Genomic DNA, 16690 nt, shown 5'->3' on the forward strand with positions numbered 1-16690 from the left:
TTCCGGCGGGCGGCTAGCATCACGACCATGGACGACACGGTGGTCCCGGACGAGCCCCGCTGGCCGGGCCTTTCGGGCGGGCGCTGGTTCGGCGCGGGGTTCTTCGCGGTGCTCGTGGCGGCGGGCGGTTTCGGGGCGGCCCGGGCGCACCTGACCCAGCCCGCCGCCGAGGGGCGGGTGCTCGCGGGGCTGGCGCTGGCCGGGGCCCTCCTGGCTTTCGTGTTCGGGCAGTTGGTCGCCCGGGGCGGCGGCCCGGACGGCGGGGTGCCGGTGTTCGGCGCGGGCACGGCCGTGCTGGTGGGGACAGCGCTGGGGGCGGGGGGCGCGGCAGCGGGCGGCTGGGGCGGGCGGCCGCTCGCGGTGGTCGCGCTGCTGGCGGCGGCGGGGGCGGTGCCCGCGGCCCGGCACTCGCGCCGGTGGCGGCTGGCGGACCTGGCCGCGCAGCGGGCGGCGGCGCTGCTGGAGCGGCGGATCCGCACCGAGGGCGAGGTGGCCCGGGGCACCGTGGTCCGGGTCGACCGGATCTCGCCGGAGCCGGACCACGAGGGCCGCTACCGGGCCACCCTGACGGTGCGCTACCCGGCGGCGGGCGCCGAGCACGAGGTGGAGCACCCGCTGTCCTTCCCGGCCCACTCCCGTCCCCGCCCCGGCGACACCGCCGCCGTCCGCTTCCTGCCCGCCGACCCGGCCGACGTCCGCCTGGAGCTCGACACCCCGGACGCCCCGCGGGACGGCACCGACCCGGACACCCCGCCGGGCGGTGCCGACCTCCCCGGCCGGATCGAGCGCCTGCACCGGCTGCACCGGGACGGCGCGCTCACCGCCGAGGAGTTCGCCCTCGCCAAGCAGCGTCTCCTGCAAGGGAGTTAGCGCAGGATCGCGAGCTGCCCGGTGGCGCGGGTCATCGCCACGTACCGGTCGACGGCGCCCTCGATGCCCTCGCCGAACGCGTCCGGGTCGACGATCACCACCAGGTCGAACTCCAGGCCCTTGACCAGTTCGGGGCTGAGCGAGCGGACCCGGCCCCGGCCGAGGTAGGTCGGGTCGCCGATCACGCAGGCGGTGCCCTCGGGGTGGTCGGCCAGCCAGGCGTCCAGCAGCGCGTCGCGTTCGGCGCGGGCGCCGTGGTGGACGGGCAGGCCGCTGCGGCGGATCGAGGTGGGGACGTTGGCGTCGGGCAGGGCGGCCCGGATGACCGGCTCGGCCTCGGCCATCACCTCTTCGGGGGTGCGGTAGTTGACGGTCAGCGAGGTGAGGGTGACCCGGTCCAGCCCGGCGCGTTCCAGGCGTTCGGTCCACGACTCGGTGAAGCCGTGCCGGGCCTGGGCGCGGTCGCCGACGATGGTGAAGGAGCGGGAGGGGCAGCGGGCGATCAGCATCTGCCACTCGGCGTCGGTGAGTTCCTGCGCCTCGTCGACCACGATGTGGGCGAACGGCCCGGCCAGCAGGTCGGGGTGGACGGGTTCGCTCTCGGTGTGGTCGATCAGCGCGTCGCGCAGGTCGGCGCCGCGCAGCATGGCGACCGCGCCCTCGCCGTCGTCGTCGGAGTCCAGCAGGTGGTCGACGACGCCGTCCATCAGTTCGCGTTCGGCGGCCAGCCGGGCCCGGTGGGCGCGCTGGCGGCGGTCGGCGTCGGTGTCGCCGAGGCGGCGGCGGGCGGCGTCCAGCAGCGGCAGGTCGGAGAGCGTCCAGGCCGCGGGGTCGGTGCGCTGGAGGGTGCGGACCTCCTCGCGGTCGAGCCAGGGCGCGCACAGCCGCAGGTAGGCGGGGACGGTCCACAGGTCGCCGACCAGGTCGGTGGGCTCCAGGATCGGCCAGGCGCGGCGCAGCGCGCCGAGCAGTTCGGGGTCGCGGCGCAGTTCGCGGCGCAGCACCTCGGGCGAGATGCCGTCCTCCTCGTCGTCGAAGGAGTCGGCGTTCTTGTCGAGCAGGATGGTGATCAGCTCGTCGAGGATCTGCTGGCGGGCCTCGTTGTGCGGGGTGCCGGGGCCGGGGGCGGCGAACGCCTCGGACCAGTCCTCGGGGTCGATCCACAGCTCGTACCACTCGGTGGAGAGCTTGCGGCCCTCGGCGGGCGGCTCCTCGTAGACGGCGACGGCCTTCTCGATGGCGCGCACCATCCCGGCGGCGGCCTTCAGCCGGGCGACCTCGGGGTCGGGTTCGGGGGCGACGGCGGCGCCCTCGGGCAGCAGGTCGCGCAGGGTGCAGGTCTGCACGCCCTCCTCGCCGAGGCTGGGCAGCACGTCGGAGACGTACGCCAGGTACGGCTGGTGCGGGCCGACGAACAGGACGCGGCCCTTGCGGTGGCCCAGGCGCGGGTCGGAGTACAGCAGGTGGGCGGTGCGGTGCAGGGCGACGACGGTCTTGCCGGTGCCGGGGCCGCCGTCGACGACCAGGGCGCCGCGCGAGCCGGCCCGGATGATGGCGTCCTGGTCGGCCTGGATGGTGGCCAGCACGTCGCGCATCCGCTCGGAGCGGGAGCTGCCGAGGCTGGCGATGAACGCGGACTGGTCGTCCAGGGCGGCGTGGCCCTCGAGGCCGTCGGCGGTGAACACCTCGTCCCAGTAGTCGCCGACCCTGCCGCGCTGCCAGCGGTAGCGGCGGCGGCTGGTCAGGCCCATCGGGTTGGCGTGGGTGGCGGCGAAGAAGGGTTCGGCGGCGGGCGAGCGCCAGTCGACCAGCAGGCGGCGGCCGTCGGCGTCGGCGAGGCCGAGGCGGCCGATGTAGATCGGCTGGGGGTCGTCGGCGAGGACGATCCGGCCCAGGCACAGGTCGTGGCCGAAGCGGTTCAGGGTGCGCAGCCGGGCGGAGAGCTGGTGCACCTCGTTGTCGCGGTCCATCGCCGCCCGCCCGGCCCCTCCGGGGCCGCGGCGGGCCTCCTCCAGGCGCGCGGTCAGCTCCGCGGTGTCCCGTCGCAGGGTGTCGGCGACCTCGGCGAAGTGCCGGTCGTCGGCGGCGATCAGGGCCGGGTCCGCCTTGGCGGCGAGCCGCTCGGGCAGGTCGAAGGCGCTGGTCGTCGGCTGGTTCATGGGTGGTGACTCCGATCCGCTGCCGGGTGGGCCGCGCTCCGTCCGCGTGCTGCTCGCGGTCTGCCCCGTCTGTGCTGTTCGCGCGGGTTCCCCGGTTCAGACCAGCGATTGTGCGGCATCGAGGGGGCCTTGCGGCAAGGCCCCCTCTGCGGTATAAGTTTGATAACGGCAGGAGAGCGCGCGCTCCCTGCCTTTCGCATTCCCGGGGCCCGCCTCAGGCGGCGGCGGCCCGCAACCAGGGCAGGTGCGGGACAGCGGCCAGCAGCGCCCAGGTGGTGAGGACGAACGGCCAGGTGAGGGTACGGCCGCCGAGGGGGGCGAGCAGCGCGGTGAGCGCGGCGGTCAGGACGGTGCACAACACGCAGCCGACGACGGTGCGGACGTACGCGGCGAGGTGGCCGCCGAGCGAGCCGATCAGGGCGATGCCGGTGAGGCAGCCCGAGTAGCCCTGCAGGCCGAGCGCGACGGAGCCGCGGTCGACGCCGAACGCGTACGCCGCGGTGGTGGAGACCAGCGTGCCGAGGGTGGCGGACAGGCCGACTTCCCGGCCCGCCGCCCACAGCCTGGCGAGGACGAACGCCCCGGTGAGCAGCTGCGGTTGCAGGCCGACCTGGCCGACGCCGCGCAGCGCGGCCGCGAGAGATAGGCCAGGGGTTCGCGGTCGCCCGGTGCGGTGGTGTGCGCCAAGGTCCCTCCAGGGGTGTCACAGGATCAGCGGGTTCGGATGGAGGCCGTGGTGAAGGCCGCGGTGAAGGCCGTGGTGGGAGCGGGGGCGGACGGGGGCGGGTGCTGCCGGGTCCGGCGTCCCGGTGCGCTCCACCACCTGAAATGCTTGACGGGCCGTCGGGGGGCCGTACGGCACGAATGAGGGAAGTGGAACGGATCATGACCGCGACGAAGCAGGACGTCCTGGAGCGGAAGAGGAGATCGGAGGAGCGCTTCGAGACCTGGCGGGACCTGATCGCGCTGACCCGGAGCTGCGACGCCAGCACCCCGTACACCGACCGGTTCTCGGCCGAACTGCGGCGGCTGGAACTCGGCCCGGTGACCTTCCTCGGGACGTCCTTCCCGGCCGCCCAGTTCAAGCGCACCGACGCCCAGGTGCGCCGCTCCGACCCGGCGGTCTTCCACCTCACCCTGATGCTGCACGGCCGGCTGAACCTGGTCCGGCCGCACGAGGCCGACTTCACCGCCGTGCCCGGCGACATCACCCTGCTCGACAGCTCCCGCCCGTACCACCTGCGGGCCCTCGGGGCGCCGCTCGAAGGGGCGGAGTCGCCCCAAATCAACGCCCTCGGCATCGACTTCCCGACCTCGCTGCTGCCGGTGCCGCCGCACCAGTTGCGCCCCCTGCTCGGACGCGGCTACCGGCCGCAGGAGGGGACGGCCGCGCTGATACCCGACTTCCTGCTGAGCCTGAACCGGCAGGCCGTGTCCCTGGGCCCGGCCGCGGTGAGCCGGCTCGGCCCGGTCGTCGTCGACCTGGTGTCCGCCTGGCTGACCGAGGAGGTGGAGATGACCGCCCTGCTGTCGCCGGAGACCCGGCGGCGCGCCCTGGTCGAGAACGTCCGGGCCTTCGTGCGGCGCAACCTGCACGACACCGAGCTGACGCCCGGGGTGATCGCCGCGGCGCACCACATCTCGGTCAGCTACCTGCACCGGGTGTTCACCGAGGAGAGCGGCGGCGAGACCGTCGCCGCCTGGACCCGCCGCCGGCGCCTGGAGCAGGCCCACCGCGACCTCGCCGACCCGGCGCAGCGCGGCACCCCCATCCACGTCCTGGCCGCCCGCTGCGGCATCCCGCGCCCCGACGACTTCAGCCGGGCCTTCCGCGCCGCGTACGGGCTCTCCCCGCGCGACCACCGCAGGCAGGCGCTGGGCGAGGCGCCGCAGCCCTCCGCGGAGGGCTGAGCGGGCCCGGGGTGGACGCAGCGCCAAGACGCTGTGCACGCACCGCCAAGGCGCGGCCCCCGCGGTTGGCTAACGTGATCCACGCGAAGGAGGCCCTGGCCGCTCGGGGCGCCTCGCGGTCGACGTGACAGCCGCCCAGGGGGATCCGCCGGTGGCAGAGGGGACACGTCGAACGGTGCGGGCCCGTCCGCCGGATCGCCCCCGATCCGGCGGACGGGCCGCTTCTCGCTGCCCGGGCGCGCGCGTTCAGCCCGCCGGGGCCGCCGACGCGGCCCGGGCGGCGGTCGCACCGTGGTGGTCGGCCCCGAAGTGCGCCTCCCAGTCGGCGACCGCGGCGGCGAGCGTCCGCTCGCCGCGGCCCTGCCGGGCTTCGGCGGTGCCGAGGGCGGTGCGCAGTTCCAGGGCCCGGTGGGTGGGGCGGTCGCCGGGCGGGCACAGGGCGAGGCCCGCGCGGGCGGCCCGTTCGGCGGCGGCGGGGTCGCCCTCGGCGAGGTGCTGCCGGGCGGTGGCCAGGTCGAGCGCGGAGCGGTCCGCGTCGGGCAGCGCGGGCAGGCGCTCGGCGACGGCCCGGGCGGCGTCCAGTTCGGTGCGGGACTCCTCGGTGCGGCCCTGGCCGAGCAGCGCGCGGGAGAGGTTGACGCGCAGGATCGCTTCGAACGAGCCGCCCGCCGGGCCGGCTGCCAGCCCCCTGCGCAGCAGGTCCTCGGCGTCGGCGTGCCGTCCCCGCAGGGAGAGGCTGACCGCCAGGCTGTTGTCGGCCGAGGTCCGGGTCAGGGTGGCGGCGGGCTCGGGCGCCCGGACGGACTCCGCCTTGAGCCGGGCCGCCCCGCGCTCGACCGCCTCGTGCTCGCCGAGGTAGGCGAGTTGGGCCAGCCGGTTGCTCTCGACCACCAGCGCGAACTCCCAGCCCTCGCGGCGGGCGGCGGTCCCGAGGGCGGCGTACTGCTCGGCGGCCTCCCGGTGCCGCCCCAGGTCGGCCAGCACGGTGGCGTTCGCCTTGCGGGCGATCAGTGACGGGGCGAGCGAGGCGTCGAGCGCCAGGGCCCGCGCGATCTCCTCGACCGCCTCCTGGTAGCGCCCCTCGTCGCGCAGCAGCTTGGCGAGCCCGCTGCGCAGCAGCACCTCACCGTCGGCTTGCAGGGCGGGGGTGTCCAGGGCGGCGCGCAGTTCGCGCTCGGCCTGCTCGGTCCGGCCCTGCGCGTGCAGGGCGCGGCCGACCGCCACCAGGGCGTCCGCGGTGGGAACGGCGCCGGGGCCGGACGCCCGGGCGTACGACTCGGCTGCCTGCCGGGCGAGTTGCTCGGCCTCGGCGTGCCGCTCGTCCTGTTCGGCCCGTAGCGCCTGTTGGAGGAGTTCGGCGGCCCGGTCGGTCCTGCGGCGCGTGAAGAGGCCCATCGGTGGTGTGCGGTCCTTCCGGTCGTGGTGGGCCGCGATCGTAGCGGAGCGGTTTCAGCGGGTGGTGCGGCGGCCCAGGTAGGTGAGCGGGCCGGGGTCGGGGACGGGGACGACGTGGAAGCCGAGGCGGTCGTAGAAGGCGCGGGCGGCGGTGTTGGCGGTGACCATGCCGAGGTGGACCTGCCCGACGCCCTTGGCGGCCAGGGCGTCGAGCAGGGTGTGCATCAACTCCCGTCCGTGGCCCGCCCGCTGGTGGCTGGGGAGCAGGTCGATGTGCAGGTGGGCGGGGTAGTCGGCGAGTTCGGGCAGCACCATCCGCTCGGGGGTGTGCAGCAGGTGGACCATCACCTCGCTGGGGGTGGCCGGTTCGCCGGTCAGCGGCGGGTAGCGGTCGGTGACGGTCGGCAGCCACTCGTCCCGGAAGCGCCGCACGAACGCCGGGGTGTCGGCGGTCGCCAGCACGTAGCCGACGGCCTGGCCGCCGTCGTCCAGCACGAACGCCAGGTCCGGTTCCAGTGCGGCGTACGGGGCGGCGAAGATGTTCGGCAGCAGTTCGTGGTCGGGGTAGGTCTGCCGGGAGTCGCCGCCGTTCTCGGCCGTGCGGACGCAGATGTCGAACAGCGCGGCCCGGTCGGTGGGCCGGTAGGGGCGGACGACGGGCCGTCGGGGGTGATCGCTCATCCCCGCATCCTTCCTTCGAACGACCCGTTCGACAAGCGGATTGATCACCCGTCAGAGCACGTCAGACCGCCATCGCCAGCATCAGCGGCGCCGCCCGCACCGACAGCAGTTCGGCGGCCTCGCGCAGCCGGTGCGCCTGGTCGAGGGGCAGCGAGGTGGCCAGGCAGCCGAGGGTGCTCCCGGCGACGACCGGGACGGCCGCGCACACCGTGTCCATCGAGTACTCCTGCAGGTCCAGGACGGGGACGGTGGCGGGCTGCCGGTCGAGCCGGTGCAGCAGGCGGTCGGTCTCGGTGATGGTGCGCACGGTGAGCCGGGCGGCCGGGTGGCGGGAGAGGTGGTCGAGGCGGGCGTCGTGGTCGAGTTGGGCGAGCAGGCACTTGCCGATCGCGGAGGCGTGCGCGGTGGCCCGGAAGTCGGCCCACTCGTGCACGGCGGGGGCGTCCTCGTCCGCGCAGACCGCCTCCACCGAGAGCTCGCCGTCGTGGTAGCGGCTGAAGTAGACGGCCGCGCCGAGCTCGTCGCGCAGCTCCTCCAGCCGGTGCTGCAACCGGGCCCGGACCATCGGCTCCCGATGCTGCGTCCCCAGCAGGGTGAACGCGCCGCCGAGCGCCCAGCCGCCCTCCACCCGGACGAGGTAGCCCTCGGTCTCCAACTCCTCGGCCAACAGCTGCACCTGGGTCTCCGGCAGGGTCAGCTCCCGGGCCAGTTCGGCCCGGGTGGCCCCCTCCGGCCTGCGGTCCACCGCCTCCAGCAGCCGCAGCGCCCGCCGCAGCACCCCGAACGGCCCGGAGCCGCCGCCCGACCCCAGCAACCCGTCGCTCCGGCCCCTGCCCCTGCTCACCGCGGACATGGTCTGGCCCCCTCCCGCGCCGGTCCTGCCTTCCGTCCAGGGTAGGCGCTGCACGGCTGCCGCACCGTCCCCTCACCGGATATTCGCCCCGGCGGGCCGGGGCGCCCTTGACAGGCATATGCCCCGGCGGGGCGGGGCTCGGGGCGCGGACGACCGTCGGGGTGGTCGGCGCGCCTGACGGCCGGTCAGTCCTCGTGCGACTCCCGGAGTGCGGTGACGGCCGCGGCCAGGCGGGCGCCGTACTCCGGGTCGGCGGCGTGGAAGTGCGCGAGGTTCTTCTCCACCACGTCGTCCCGGCCGACCCGGGCGAGCGAACCGGCCAGGTTGGCGATCAGGCGGGACTTCTCGGCGTCCGTCATCAGCCGGTAGAGCTCGCCGGCCTGGAAGAAGTCGTCGTCCTTGCTGTGCGCGGGCACGGGGTAGGTGCCGGTGTGGCCGGAGAGCGGCTGCGGGGCGTGCAGCGGCTCGTCGGTCTGGGCCGGGCCGCCGTACGAGTTGGGCTCGTAGTTCTTCTCGCGGCCGTTCGGGTTCAGCGCGCCGAGGCCGTCCTGCCCGTAGTGGGCCGCCTCGGCCGCGCGCGGGGCGTTGACCGGCAGCTGGGTGTGGTTGACGCCGAGCCGGTAGCGCTGGGCGTCGGCGTACGCGAACAGGCGGCCCTGGAGCATCCTGTCGGGCGAGGGGCCGATGCCGGGCACGAAGTTGTTCGGCGAGAACGCGGCCTGCTCGACCTCGGCGAACACGTTCTCCGGGTTGCGGTTGAGCACCAGCCGGCCGACCTTGACCAGCGGGTGGTCGGCGTGCGGCCACACCTTGGTCAGGTCGAACGGGTTGAACCGGTAGTCGGCGGCGTCCTCGACCGGCATCAGCTGCACGTACAGCGTCCAGGACGGGTGCACGCCGCGCTCGATCGCCTGGTGCAGGTCCCGCTGGTGGCTGTCGGCGTCGCCGCCCGCGGCCTCGGCGGCCTGGGCGGCGTCCAGCGAGCGGACGCCCTGGTTGGTCTTGAAGTGGTACTTCACCCAGTGCGCCCGGCCCTCGGCGTTGACCCACTGGTAGGTGTGCGAGCCGTAGCCGTTCATGTGCCGGTACGAGGCGGGGATGCCGCGGTCGCCGAACAGCCAGGTGATCTGGTGCGTGGAGGCCGGGGAGTGCGCCCAGAAGTCCCAGACGTTGTCGGCCTCCTGGGTGCCGGTGTACGGGTCTCGCTTCTGCGAGTGGATGAAGTCCGGGAACTTCAGCGGGTCCTTGATGAAGAACACCGGGGTGTTGTTGCCGACCAGGTCGTAGTTGCCCTGCTCGGTGTAGAACTTCACCGCGAAGCCGCGCGGGTCGCGCACCGCGTCGGTGGAGCCCAGCGCGCCCGCGACGGTCGAGAAGCGCAGGAACACCTCGGTGCGCTTGCCGACCTGCGCGAGGAACGCCGCCCTGGTGTACCGCGAGACGTCGTCGGTCACCTCGAAGTACCCGTACGCGCCCGACCCGCGGGCGTGCACCACCCGCTCCGGGATCCGCTCCCGGTTGAACCGGGCCAGCTTCTCCAGCAGGTGCTGGTCCTGCAGCAGCAGCGGGCCGTACGCGCCGGCCGACGCGCTGTGCTGGTTGTCGGCGACGGGCGCGCCGGACTCGGTGGTGAGGGTTCTGGGCATGGGTGATCCTTCTCGGGCGTGCGGGGACAGGAGGAGGGGGACGCGCTGTCAGTTCGCGTACAGCGGCCGGATGGCCGTCGCGTCGGTGAGCGGGCGGGCCTCGGCGAGGTCGGCGGCCAGGCCCGCGGCGGCGAGGGCCGCGCGGGCCTCCCGCAGCGGGATCGCGTTGAACCAGCGCAGCGCGAGGGCGTCCTGCCCGGCGGGGGTGAGGCGGCCGGTGAGGCGCAGGCGGGCGAGGCCGCCGTCGGGGTAGACGTTGATCCGGACGTGGGTGACCGGGGTGCCCGCGGGGAGGCGGTAGCGGTGGCGGGTGTCGGGCTGGAGGCGGGTGCGCGGCAGCAGGACGGTCTCGGTCCCGTTCTCGCCGTCGGTGCCGACGAGTTCGGCCCAGCCGGGGGCGTTGGCGACGAAGCAGGAGGTGTCCACCTCCGCCGCCAGGACCTCGCCGCCCCCGGCCAGGGCCAGCTGCACCCAGTCGTTGGCCTTGTCGCGCCGACGCCGGGTCTCCCAGCCGTCGCCCATGACGGTGGCGCGGCCGGGAGCGTTCAGGTTGTGCGGGGAGGAGAAGTAGCGGTCGGAGGCGGCCTCGGCGACGCCGCCGTGCTCCTGGGCGGCGAGGTCGAAGGTGAGGCCGGCCAGGTCGCGCGGGTCGGGCAGCACCTCGCCGTGCACCCGCAGCCGGGCGACGCCGCCGTCCGGCCAGATGTTCAGGCGGACGTGGGTCCAGCGGGCCGGGTCGTCGACGGGAAAGAGGTGCGCGGTGTCGCCCTTGAGCGCGGTGCGCGGGACGAGGTCGGTCCACTCGGCGGCGGCGAGCTCCTCGGGCGAGGGGTGGCCGGGTACGGACGCGGCCTGCACGGACGCGGTCTCGGGGTAGTTGCCGGTGAAGTGCGCGGTGTCGACGACCACGCCGCGGATCCGGCCCGCGGCGCCGAGCCGGACGACCGCCCAGTCGTGGTCGTCCCCGGTGGGGTGCGGCTGCTCGGCGCTCGCGCCGCGGCGGCGGCGGGACTCCCAGCCGTCCATGATCTGGCCCTTGTGGCCGAAGGTGTGCGGGCGGAACTCGGCGGGTGCGGCGACCAGCAGGTTCTCGGCGTCCGCGAAGGTGTCCTCGTTGGTGGCGACCACGCCCGCGCCGAGCAGCCGGGAGGCCAGGTCGACCAGCTCGGTGAACGGCGCGCCCGCGGTCAGGTCAGTACTCAACTGGTGCTCCTTCTGTCGGTGTTGCGGTGTCTGCGGTGTCTGCGGTGTCAGGGTCGGACGATCTGGCGGCCGTGCGGGGCGCCGTCGGGGTCGACGGGCCGCCCGCGCAGCCAGGTGCGCCGGACCAGCCCGGTGAGGGTGCGGCCCGCGTACGGGGTGACCGGGTTCTTGTGGTGGAGGCGTTCGGCGCGGACGGTGAGTTCGCCGTCCGGGTCGAAGGCCACCAGGTCGGCGTCGTGCCCGGGCGCGATGGCGCCCTTGGTGCCGGTCAGGCCGACCAGGGCGGCGGGGCCCGCGGACATCCAGCGGACCACGTCGGCCAGGGTGTGGCCGCGGCGGCGGGCCTCGGTCCAGACGGCGGGCAGGCCCAGTTGGAGGGAGGCGATGCCGCCCCAGGCGGCGGCGAAGTCGCCGCTGCCGCCGTGCCGGGCGAGGAGTTTGAGGTCGGGGGTGGAGGGCGAGTGGTCGGAGACCACGGCGGCGAACTCGCCGTCCGCGAGGGCCTGCCAGAGCAGGTCGCGGTTGGACTCGTCGCGGATCGGCGGGCAGCACTTGAACGCGGTGTCGCCGTCCGGGACGTCCTCGGCGGCCAGGGTCAGGTAGTGCGGGCAGGTCTCGGCGGTGACGTCGACGCCGTCCGCCCGGGCGCGGCGCAGCAGCGGCAGCACGGCGGCGGAGGAGACGTGCAGGACGTGCACCCGGGCGCCGGTGCGGCGGGCGGCGGCCAGCAGGGCGGCGACCGCGGCGGCCTCGGCGTCGTCCGGGCGGGAGGCCAGGAAGTCGCGGTAGTGGGTGCCGGGCACCTGGGGGGCGGCGGCCAGCACGGCCGGGTCCTCGGCGTGGATGATCGCCAGGGCGCCGATCCGGGCCTGCTCGGCGAGTGCCGACTCCAGGTCGGCGGGGGTGGCCAGGTGCGGGAACTCGTCCACCCCGGACGGGGCCAGGAAGGACTTGAAGCCGAACACGCCCGCCCGGTGCAGCGGTTCCAGGTCGCCGGTGTTGCCGGGCACCGCCCCGCCCCAGAAGCCCAGGTCGACCCAGGCCTGGCCGTCGGCGGCCTTGCGCTTGGCGGCGAGGCCCGCGACGGTGGTGGTCGGCGGGATCGAGTTGAGCGGCATGTCGACGACCGTGGTGACGCCGCCCGCCGCGGCGGCCTTCGTCGCGGAGGCGAAGCCCTCCCAGTCGGTGCGGCCGGGCTCGTTGACGTGCACGTGGGTGTCGACCAGGCCGGGCAGCAGCGCGGTCCCGCCGAGGTCGGTGAGCTGCCGGCCGCCGACGGGCAGTGCGCCGTGGGGGGCGACCTGCTCGATCTTCCCGGCCCGCACCAGCACGTCGGCGGGGCGTTCGCCGTCCGGCAGGAGCACCCGCCGGGAGCGGATCACCGCGGTGTCGCCGATGGGCATGAGGGAACCTCCGAGCGTCGTGGGAGCGGGGGTGGGTCGAAGGAGTGGGGGGAGCGTAGGCCCGCCTTCAACAAAACGTCAATGTAGGAACGTACGAGGGCCCGACGGCCCGTCAGGCCAGCAGAGCGGCCGCCAGGCGCTCCCCCGCGAGCTCCGCGAGCTCGCCCGCCCGGGCCATCGACTCCGCCGGATCGGCCACCAGGTCGGCCAGCGCCAGTGCCGCGGCGAAACCCGCCGCCCGCCACTCCCGCTCCGACAGCTCCAGCCGCCCGGCCACCGCCGCCACCGGCACCCCGGCCCGCGCGGCCGCCGCGGCCACCCCCGCCGGGGCCTTCCCGTGCAGGGTCTGCGCGTCCAGGCAGCCCTCGCCGGTCACCACCAGGCGCGCCCCGCGCACCGCCCGCTCGAAGCCCAGCAGCTCCAGCAGCAGTTCGATGCCCGGGCGCATCCGCGCCCCCAGCAGCGCCAGCGCGGCGAAGCCCACCCCGCCGGCCGCGCCCGCCCCCGCCGCGCCCCGGACGTCACGGCCGGCCAGCCCGGCGACCGCGTCCGCCCAGCGGGTCAGCCCCTCCTCCAGCACCAGCAGGTCGGCGGCGTCCGCGCCCTTCTGCGGGCCGTACACGGCCGCGGCGCCGCGCGGGCCCAGCAGCGGGTTGTCCACGTCGCACGCGACCACCACCTCCACCCCGCGCAACCGCTCCGCGAGCGGCCCCGGCTCCACCCGCGCCAGGCGCCGCAGCGCGGCCCCGCCCGGCGGCAGCGGCGCCCCGTCCGCGTCGTACAGCTCCGCGCCCAGCGCCTGCACCATGCCCGCACCGCCGTCGGTGCAGGCACTGCCCCCCAGGCCCAGCACCACCCGGGACGCCCCGAGCGAGACCGCCTTCGCGACCAACTGGCCCACCCCGTACGAGCCCGCCGCGAGCGGGGCCGTCCGGCCCCCCGGCAGCCGGGCCAGGCCCGAGGCCTGCGCCAGCTCCACCACCGCGGTCCCGCCCTTCACCGCCAGCCCCGCGACCACCGGCAGCCCGGTCGGCCCCGCGACCTTCACCTCCACCCGCGAGAACCCCGCCGCGAGCGCGGCCGCCAGCGTCCCCTCCCCGCCGTCGGCCACCGGCAGCTCCCGCACCTCCACCCCGGGCACCGCCCGCCGGACCCCGGCGGCGATCCGCGCGGCGACCTCGGCGCCCTCCAGCGACCCCTTGAACTTGTCGGGGGCAACGACCACATGACCTCGCACGACACCGGGCCTTTCTGCAGAAACGAGCGGGGACGGACAGGGGCCCGGGGAACGGCGGGCTCGGGACTGCTGGCGGTTCGCTGCTCGTGCGTGCCATCGGCTCCGGGCCGTTCCGCCCCGGCCCGGAGCAGCACCGACCTCCGGCGGGCCCGGACCACCAGCAGCTCGGACCCGCCGTTCCCCGGGCCCCGGTCCGTTCCCCTCCGCCTGCCGAAGAGTCTCCCTCCCCGCCGACCTCCCGTCCCGCTTCCGACGCACGGGAGGCTCCCCTCGGCGGGGAGGGGGTCTGGACCCCCCGGGGGCGCGGGCACGACCGGACAGGTCCGCGCCGCCAGGGGGAGTCGGTTACTCGACCTCGCGGCCGGAGAGCCGCTCGACGCCGCGCAGCAGCGCGGAGTGGTCGAGCGAGCCGTCGCCGTTGGCGCGGGCGGAGGCGACCAGCTGGGCGGCGACCGCGCCGAGCGGGAGGGCGGCGCCGACGGCGCGGGCCGCGTCGGTGACGATGCCCATGTCCTTGTGGTGGAGGTCGATCCGGAAGCCGGGGGCGAACTCGCGGGCGAGCATGTTGCCCTTCTTGCGGTTCAGCACGGTGGACCCGGCCAGGCCGCCGCCGAGCACGTCGAGCGCGGCGGCGAGGTCGACGCCCGCGTTCTCCAGGAAGACCACGGCCTCGGCGAGGACCTGGATGTTGACGGCGACGATCAGCTGGTTCGCGGCCTTGACGGTCTGGCCCGCACCGGCCGGGCCGACGTGCACGACGGTGGTGCCGAGCGCGTCGAACAGCGGCTTGGCCTCGGCGAAGTCGGCCGCCTCGCCGCCGACCATGATGGAGAGCACGGCCTCGACCGCGCCGGCCTCGCCCCCGGAGACGGGGGCGTCCAGGGCGCGCAGGCCCGCGGCCCGCGCGGCGGCGTCGACCTTGATCGAGGTCTGCGGGGTGATGCTGGACATGTCGATGACCAGGGCGCCGGGCGCGGCGTGCGCCAGGACGCCGTCCTCGCCGAGGACCGCCTGCTCGACCTGCGGGTCGGCGGGCACCATGGTGATGACGACCTCGGCGTCGGCGACGGCCTCGGCGATCGATCCGGCACCGTGGCCGCCCGCGGCGACCAGGGCGTCGATGGGCTCCCGGGTGAGGTTGTAGCCGGTGACGTGGTGGCCGGCCCGGACCAGGTTGACGGCCATGGGCTTGCCCATGATGCCGAGGCCGATGAAGGCGATCTTGCGGCTCATCGCGTGCGGGTCCTTAGGTGTGAGGGTCTCGGTGGGTGAAGGGCTCGGCTCGCGTCGCCCAGCAGTTCGGCGCGCCGTTGCCCAGCAGTTCGGCGACTCGGTGACTCTGTGCTCGGCGACTCGGCGACTCGGCGCTCGGCGACTCGGTGCTCAGCACACCGTCGCCCAGCGGCCCAGCGACTGAGCGGCTCAGCGCGCGCCGCGCAGCTCGCGCGGGAGCCAGTCGAAGCTCTCGGCGCTGACGCCCCCGGCCGGGCGGTACTCCAGGCCGATGCGGCCCCGGTACCCGGCGGCGGTGAGGCGGGCGAACAGGCGCTCGAAGTCGAGTTCGCCGGTGCCGGGTTCGTTGCGGCCGGGGGTGTCGGCGATCTGCACGTGGCCGATCCGGTCGGCGTGCGCGTCGATGACGGCGGCCGGGTCCTCGCCGTTGCGGGCGAGGTGGTAGAGGTCGCAGAGGAACTTGGCGTTGCCGAGGCCGGTGGCGGCGTTGACCTTGTCGACGACGTCGACGGCGGCCGCGGCGGTGACCAGCGGGTAGTCGGGGGACTCGGCGGCGTTGAGGGTCTCGACCAGCAGGTCGGCGCCGATCGAGTGCGCGGCCCGGGCGGCCAGCGCGAGGTTCTCCAGGGCGAGGGCGTCCTGTTCGGCGGGGTCGGTGCCGGGGACGCGGTTGCCGTAGAGGGCGTTGAGCGCGCCGGTGCCGAGGCGTTCGGCGAGGGCGGTGGCGATCGGGAGGTTCTCCCGGAAGCGCGCGCTCTCGGCGGGGACGGACAGCGTGCCGCGGGCGCCGCGGGCGAGGTCGTCGAGGAGGTTGAGGCCGGTGAGCTGGACCCCGGCGGTCTCGAACGCCTCGGCGAGCGCGTCGAGTTGGTCGTTCCCGGGGGCGTGCTCCTCGCCGAACGGCCACCAGAGCTCGGCGGCGGTGAAGCCGGCTGCCGCGGCGGCGGCGGGCCGCTCCAGCAGGGGCAGTTCGCCGAACAGGATGGACAGGTTGACCGTGAAGCGGTGCTGGGCGGCAGCGGTCACGTCGTTCACCTCTCTCGCTCTCACCGGGAAACTTCCACCATGCGGAAGTTGAATTCTGCTTGATGGAAGCTTCTCCGCCACCGCCCGGACTGTCAAGAAACTCGCAACAATTTGTTGAAGCAGCCGAACGCCGGGCCGCCCGCCCGGGCCCCGCTGTCCGATCCCCCAGGCCGGTCGGGTCGATAAGGTGAGCGGGTGCGATTGATGGTGGAGTTCACGACAGAGCCGTTCGAACTGGACGGGTTCCCCGAGCACGCCAAGGCCGCGCGCCGCGCGGTGGACGAGGCGGGGCTCGCCGTGTCGGTGGGGCCGTTCGGCACCAGCGCCGAGGGCGACGCCGAGCAGGCACTGGCCGCCGTCACCCGGCTGCTGCGGGAGACCCTGGCGGCGGGCGCGAGCCGGATCTCGGTCCAGCTCAGCGTGCTGGACGGGGAGCCCGGAGGACCGGAAGGGGGGGATACGCAGTGAGCGAGGCCCTGGACCACCCGCTCGCCGCCGCCCTGGAGCCGCTGCTGGCCGCGGTCGGCGCGACCGCGGTCGCGCCGTCCGAGGCGCGCGCGGAGGACGTCGTGCTGGAGTGGGACGGCGCACCGGCCGTCGCGGTGCGGCTGCCGCACCTGAGCAGCGCGCTGGACCGGCTGCTGGCGGAGATGGTCCGGCAGTTCGACGGGCGACCGCTGACCGAGCTGGACCGCGCGGACAAGCAGCGGGTCGTCGCCCTGCTGGAGGAGCGCGGCGCGTTCACCGTCCGCCACGGGGTGGAGACGGTCGCGTCGGCGCTCGGCGTCAGCCGGTTCACCGTGTACAACTACCTGAACCGGCAGGAGAAGGGCTGACCCGCCGGGGCCGCCCCCGCGCCGCGCGGGGCCGCTCTTGGTGGATCGCACACGGCGCCGGGCTCCGGGCCCGGCGCCGTGCTCCGTCGGCACAAACAGTTCAACAAAGTGTTGACGGCCTGTGGTGGCCGATCTAGCTTGTGCGGGTGGCACCAACCCCCAGGAGGTCCACCCGTGACCCAGCCACCCCCTGCCCTCCCCTCCCCCTCCGCCGGCTCCCGCACCGCGCGCGACGCC

15 protein-coding genes are annotated in these 16690 nt (G+C 75.4%); 4 read left to right on the plus strand and 11 right to left on the minus strand.

Annotation, left to right across the window (positions count from 1 at the left end):
* Nucleotides 1–27 precede the first annotated feature (27 nt).
* Nucleotides 28–870, plus strand: coding sequence for a DUF3592 domain-containing protein (locus tag OO57_RS25405; protein WP_033254967.1), 843 nt, complete (start codon nt 28–30; stop codon nt 868–870).
* Here the strand turns inward: OO57_RS25405 and helR are convergent.
* Nucleotides 867–3029, minus strand: coding sequence for an RNA polymerase recycling motor ATPase HelR (gene helR / locus OO57_RS25410; RefSeq protein WP_033254968.1), 2163 nt, complete (start codon nt 3027–3029; stop codon nt 867–869). The two genes, OO57_RS25405 and helR, sit on opposite strands and share 4 nt — an antisense overlap.
* A 214-nt stretch (nt 3030–3243) precedes the next feature.
* The gene (locus tag OO57_RS41480; protein ID WP_081973949.1) at nt 3244–3657 is read right to left on the minus strand and encodes an urea transporter; all 414 of its coding nucleotides are present in this window, start codon (nt 3655–3657) and stop codon (nt 3244–3246) included.
* Between the two features lie 257 nt (nt 3658–3914).
* Between OO57_RS41480 and OO57_RS25420 the strand changes: the two genes are divergently transcribed.
* The gene (locus tag OO57_RS25420) at nt 3915–4940 is read left to right on the plus strand and encodes an AraC family transcriptional regulator (RefSeq protein ID WP_051778237.1); all 1026 of its coding nucleotides are present in this window, start codon (nt 3915–3917) and stop codon (nt 4938–4940) included.
* A 246-nt stretch (nt 4941–5186) separates the two neighbouring features.
* Here the strand turns inward: OO57_RS25420 and OO57_RS25425 are convergent, their stop codons facing one another.
* The 9 genes from OO57_RS25425 to OO57_RS25465 form a co-directional block, all read right to left on the minus strand.
* Nucleotides 5187–6335, minus strand: a complete 1149-nt coding sequence (locus tag OO57_RS25425) for a tetratricopeptide repeat protein (RefSeq protein ID WP_033254969.1) — start codon at nt 6333–6335, stop codon at nt 5187–5189.
* 54 nt (nt 6336–6389) lie between these two features.
* Nucleotides 6390–7016: a GNAT family N-acetyltransferase gene (locus tag OO57_RS25430; RefSeq protein ID WP_033254970.1), complete on the minus strand. Its 627-nt coding sequence runs from the start codon at nt 7014–7016 to the stop codon at nt 6390–6392.
* 61 nt (nt 7017–7077) lie between these two features.
* The gene (locus tag OO57_RS25435; RefSeq protein WP_234337498.1) at nt 7078–7860 is read right to left on the minus strand and encodes an IclR family transcriptional regulator; all 783 of its coding nucleotides are present in this window, start codon (nt 7858–7860) and stop codon (nt 7078–7080) included.
* 194 nt (nt 7861–8054) lie between these two features.
* Nucleotides 8055–9515 (minus strand): catalase, encoded by a 1461-nt coding sequence (locus tag OO57_RS25440; RefSeq protein WP_033254972.1) that lies wholly within the window; start codon nt 9513–9515, stop codon nt 8055–8057.
* A 48-nt stretch (nt 9516–9563) separates the two neighbouring features.
* Entirely contained in the window at nt 9564–10718 is a 1155-nt protein-coding gene (gene alc, locus OO57_RS25445) for an allantoicase (protein WP_033254973.1), read from the minus strand.
* Between the two features lie 47 nt (nt 10719–10765).
* The gene (gene allB / locus OO57_RS25450) at nt 10766–12121 is read right to left on the minus strand and encodes an allantoinase AllB (RefSeq protein WP_033254974.1); all 1356 of its coding nucleotides are present in this window, start codon (nt 12119–12121) and stop codon (nt 10766–10768) included.
* A 112-nt stretch (nt 12122–12233) separates the two neighbouring features.
* On the minus strand, nt 12234–13358 hold the full coding sequence (locus OO57_RS25455) for a glycerate kinase (protein WP_033254975.1): 1125 nt from the start codon (nt 13356–13358) through the stop codon (nt 12234–12236).
* Between the two features lie 345 nt (nt 13359–13703).
* Nucleotides 13704–14591, minus strand: coding sequence for a 2-hydroxy-3-oxopropionate reductase (locus OO57_RS25460; RefSeq protein ID WP_033254976.1), 888 nt, complete (start codon nt 14589–14591; stop codon nt 13704–13706).
* A gap of 189 nt (nt 14592–14780) precedes the next feature.
* Nucleotides 14781–15626 carry a TIM barrel protein gene (locus OO57_RS25465; protein ID WP_051778234.1) on the minus strand — a complete coding sequence of 282 codons (846 nt, stop codon included), beginning with the start codon at nt 15624–15626 and terminating at the stop codon, nt 14781–14783.
* 195 nt (nt 15627–15821) lie between these two features.
* Between OO57_RS25465 and OO57_RS25470 the strand changes: the two genes are divergently transcribed.
* Nucleotides 15822–16085, plus strand: a complete 264-nt coding sequence (locus OO57_RS25470) for a thiamine-binding protein (RefSeq protein WP_081973950.1) — start codon at nt 15822–15824, stop codon at nt 16083–16085.
* Nucleotides 16082–16453 carry a helix-turn-helix domain-containing protein gene (locus tag OO57_RS25475; RefSeq protein ID WP_033254978.1) on the plus strand — a complete coding sequence of 124 codons (372 nt, stop codon included), beginning with the start codon at nt 16082–16084 and terminating at the stop codon, nt 16451–16453. Before OO57_RS25470 ends, OO57_RS25475 begins: the two co-directional genes overlap by 4 nt.
* Nucleotides 16454–16690: the final 237 nt, after the last annotated feature.

Origin of the sequence: Kitasatospora phosalacinea (assembly GCF_000717185.1) — a bacterium.
Taxonomy (GTDB): domain Bacteria; phylum Actinomycetota; class Actinomycetes; order Streptomycetales; family Streptomycetaceae; genus Kitasatospora; species Kitasatospora phosalacinea_A.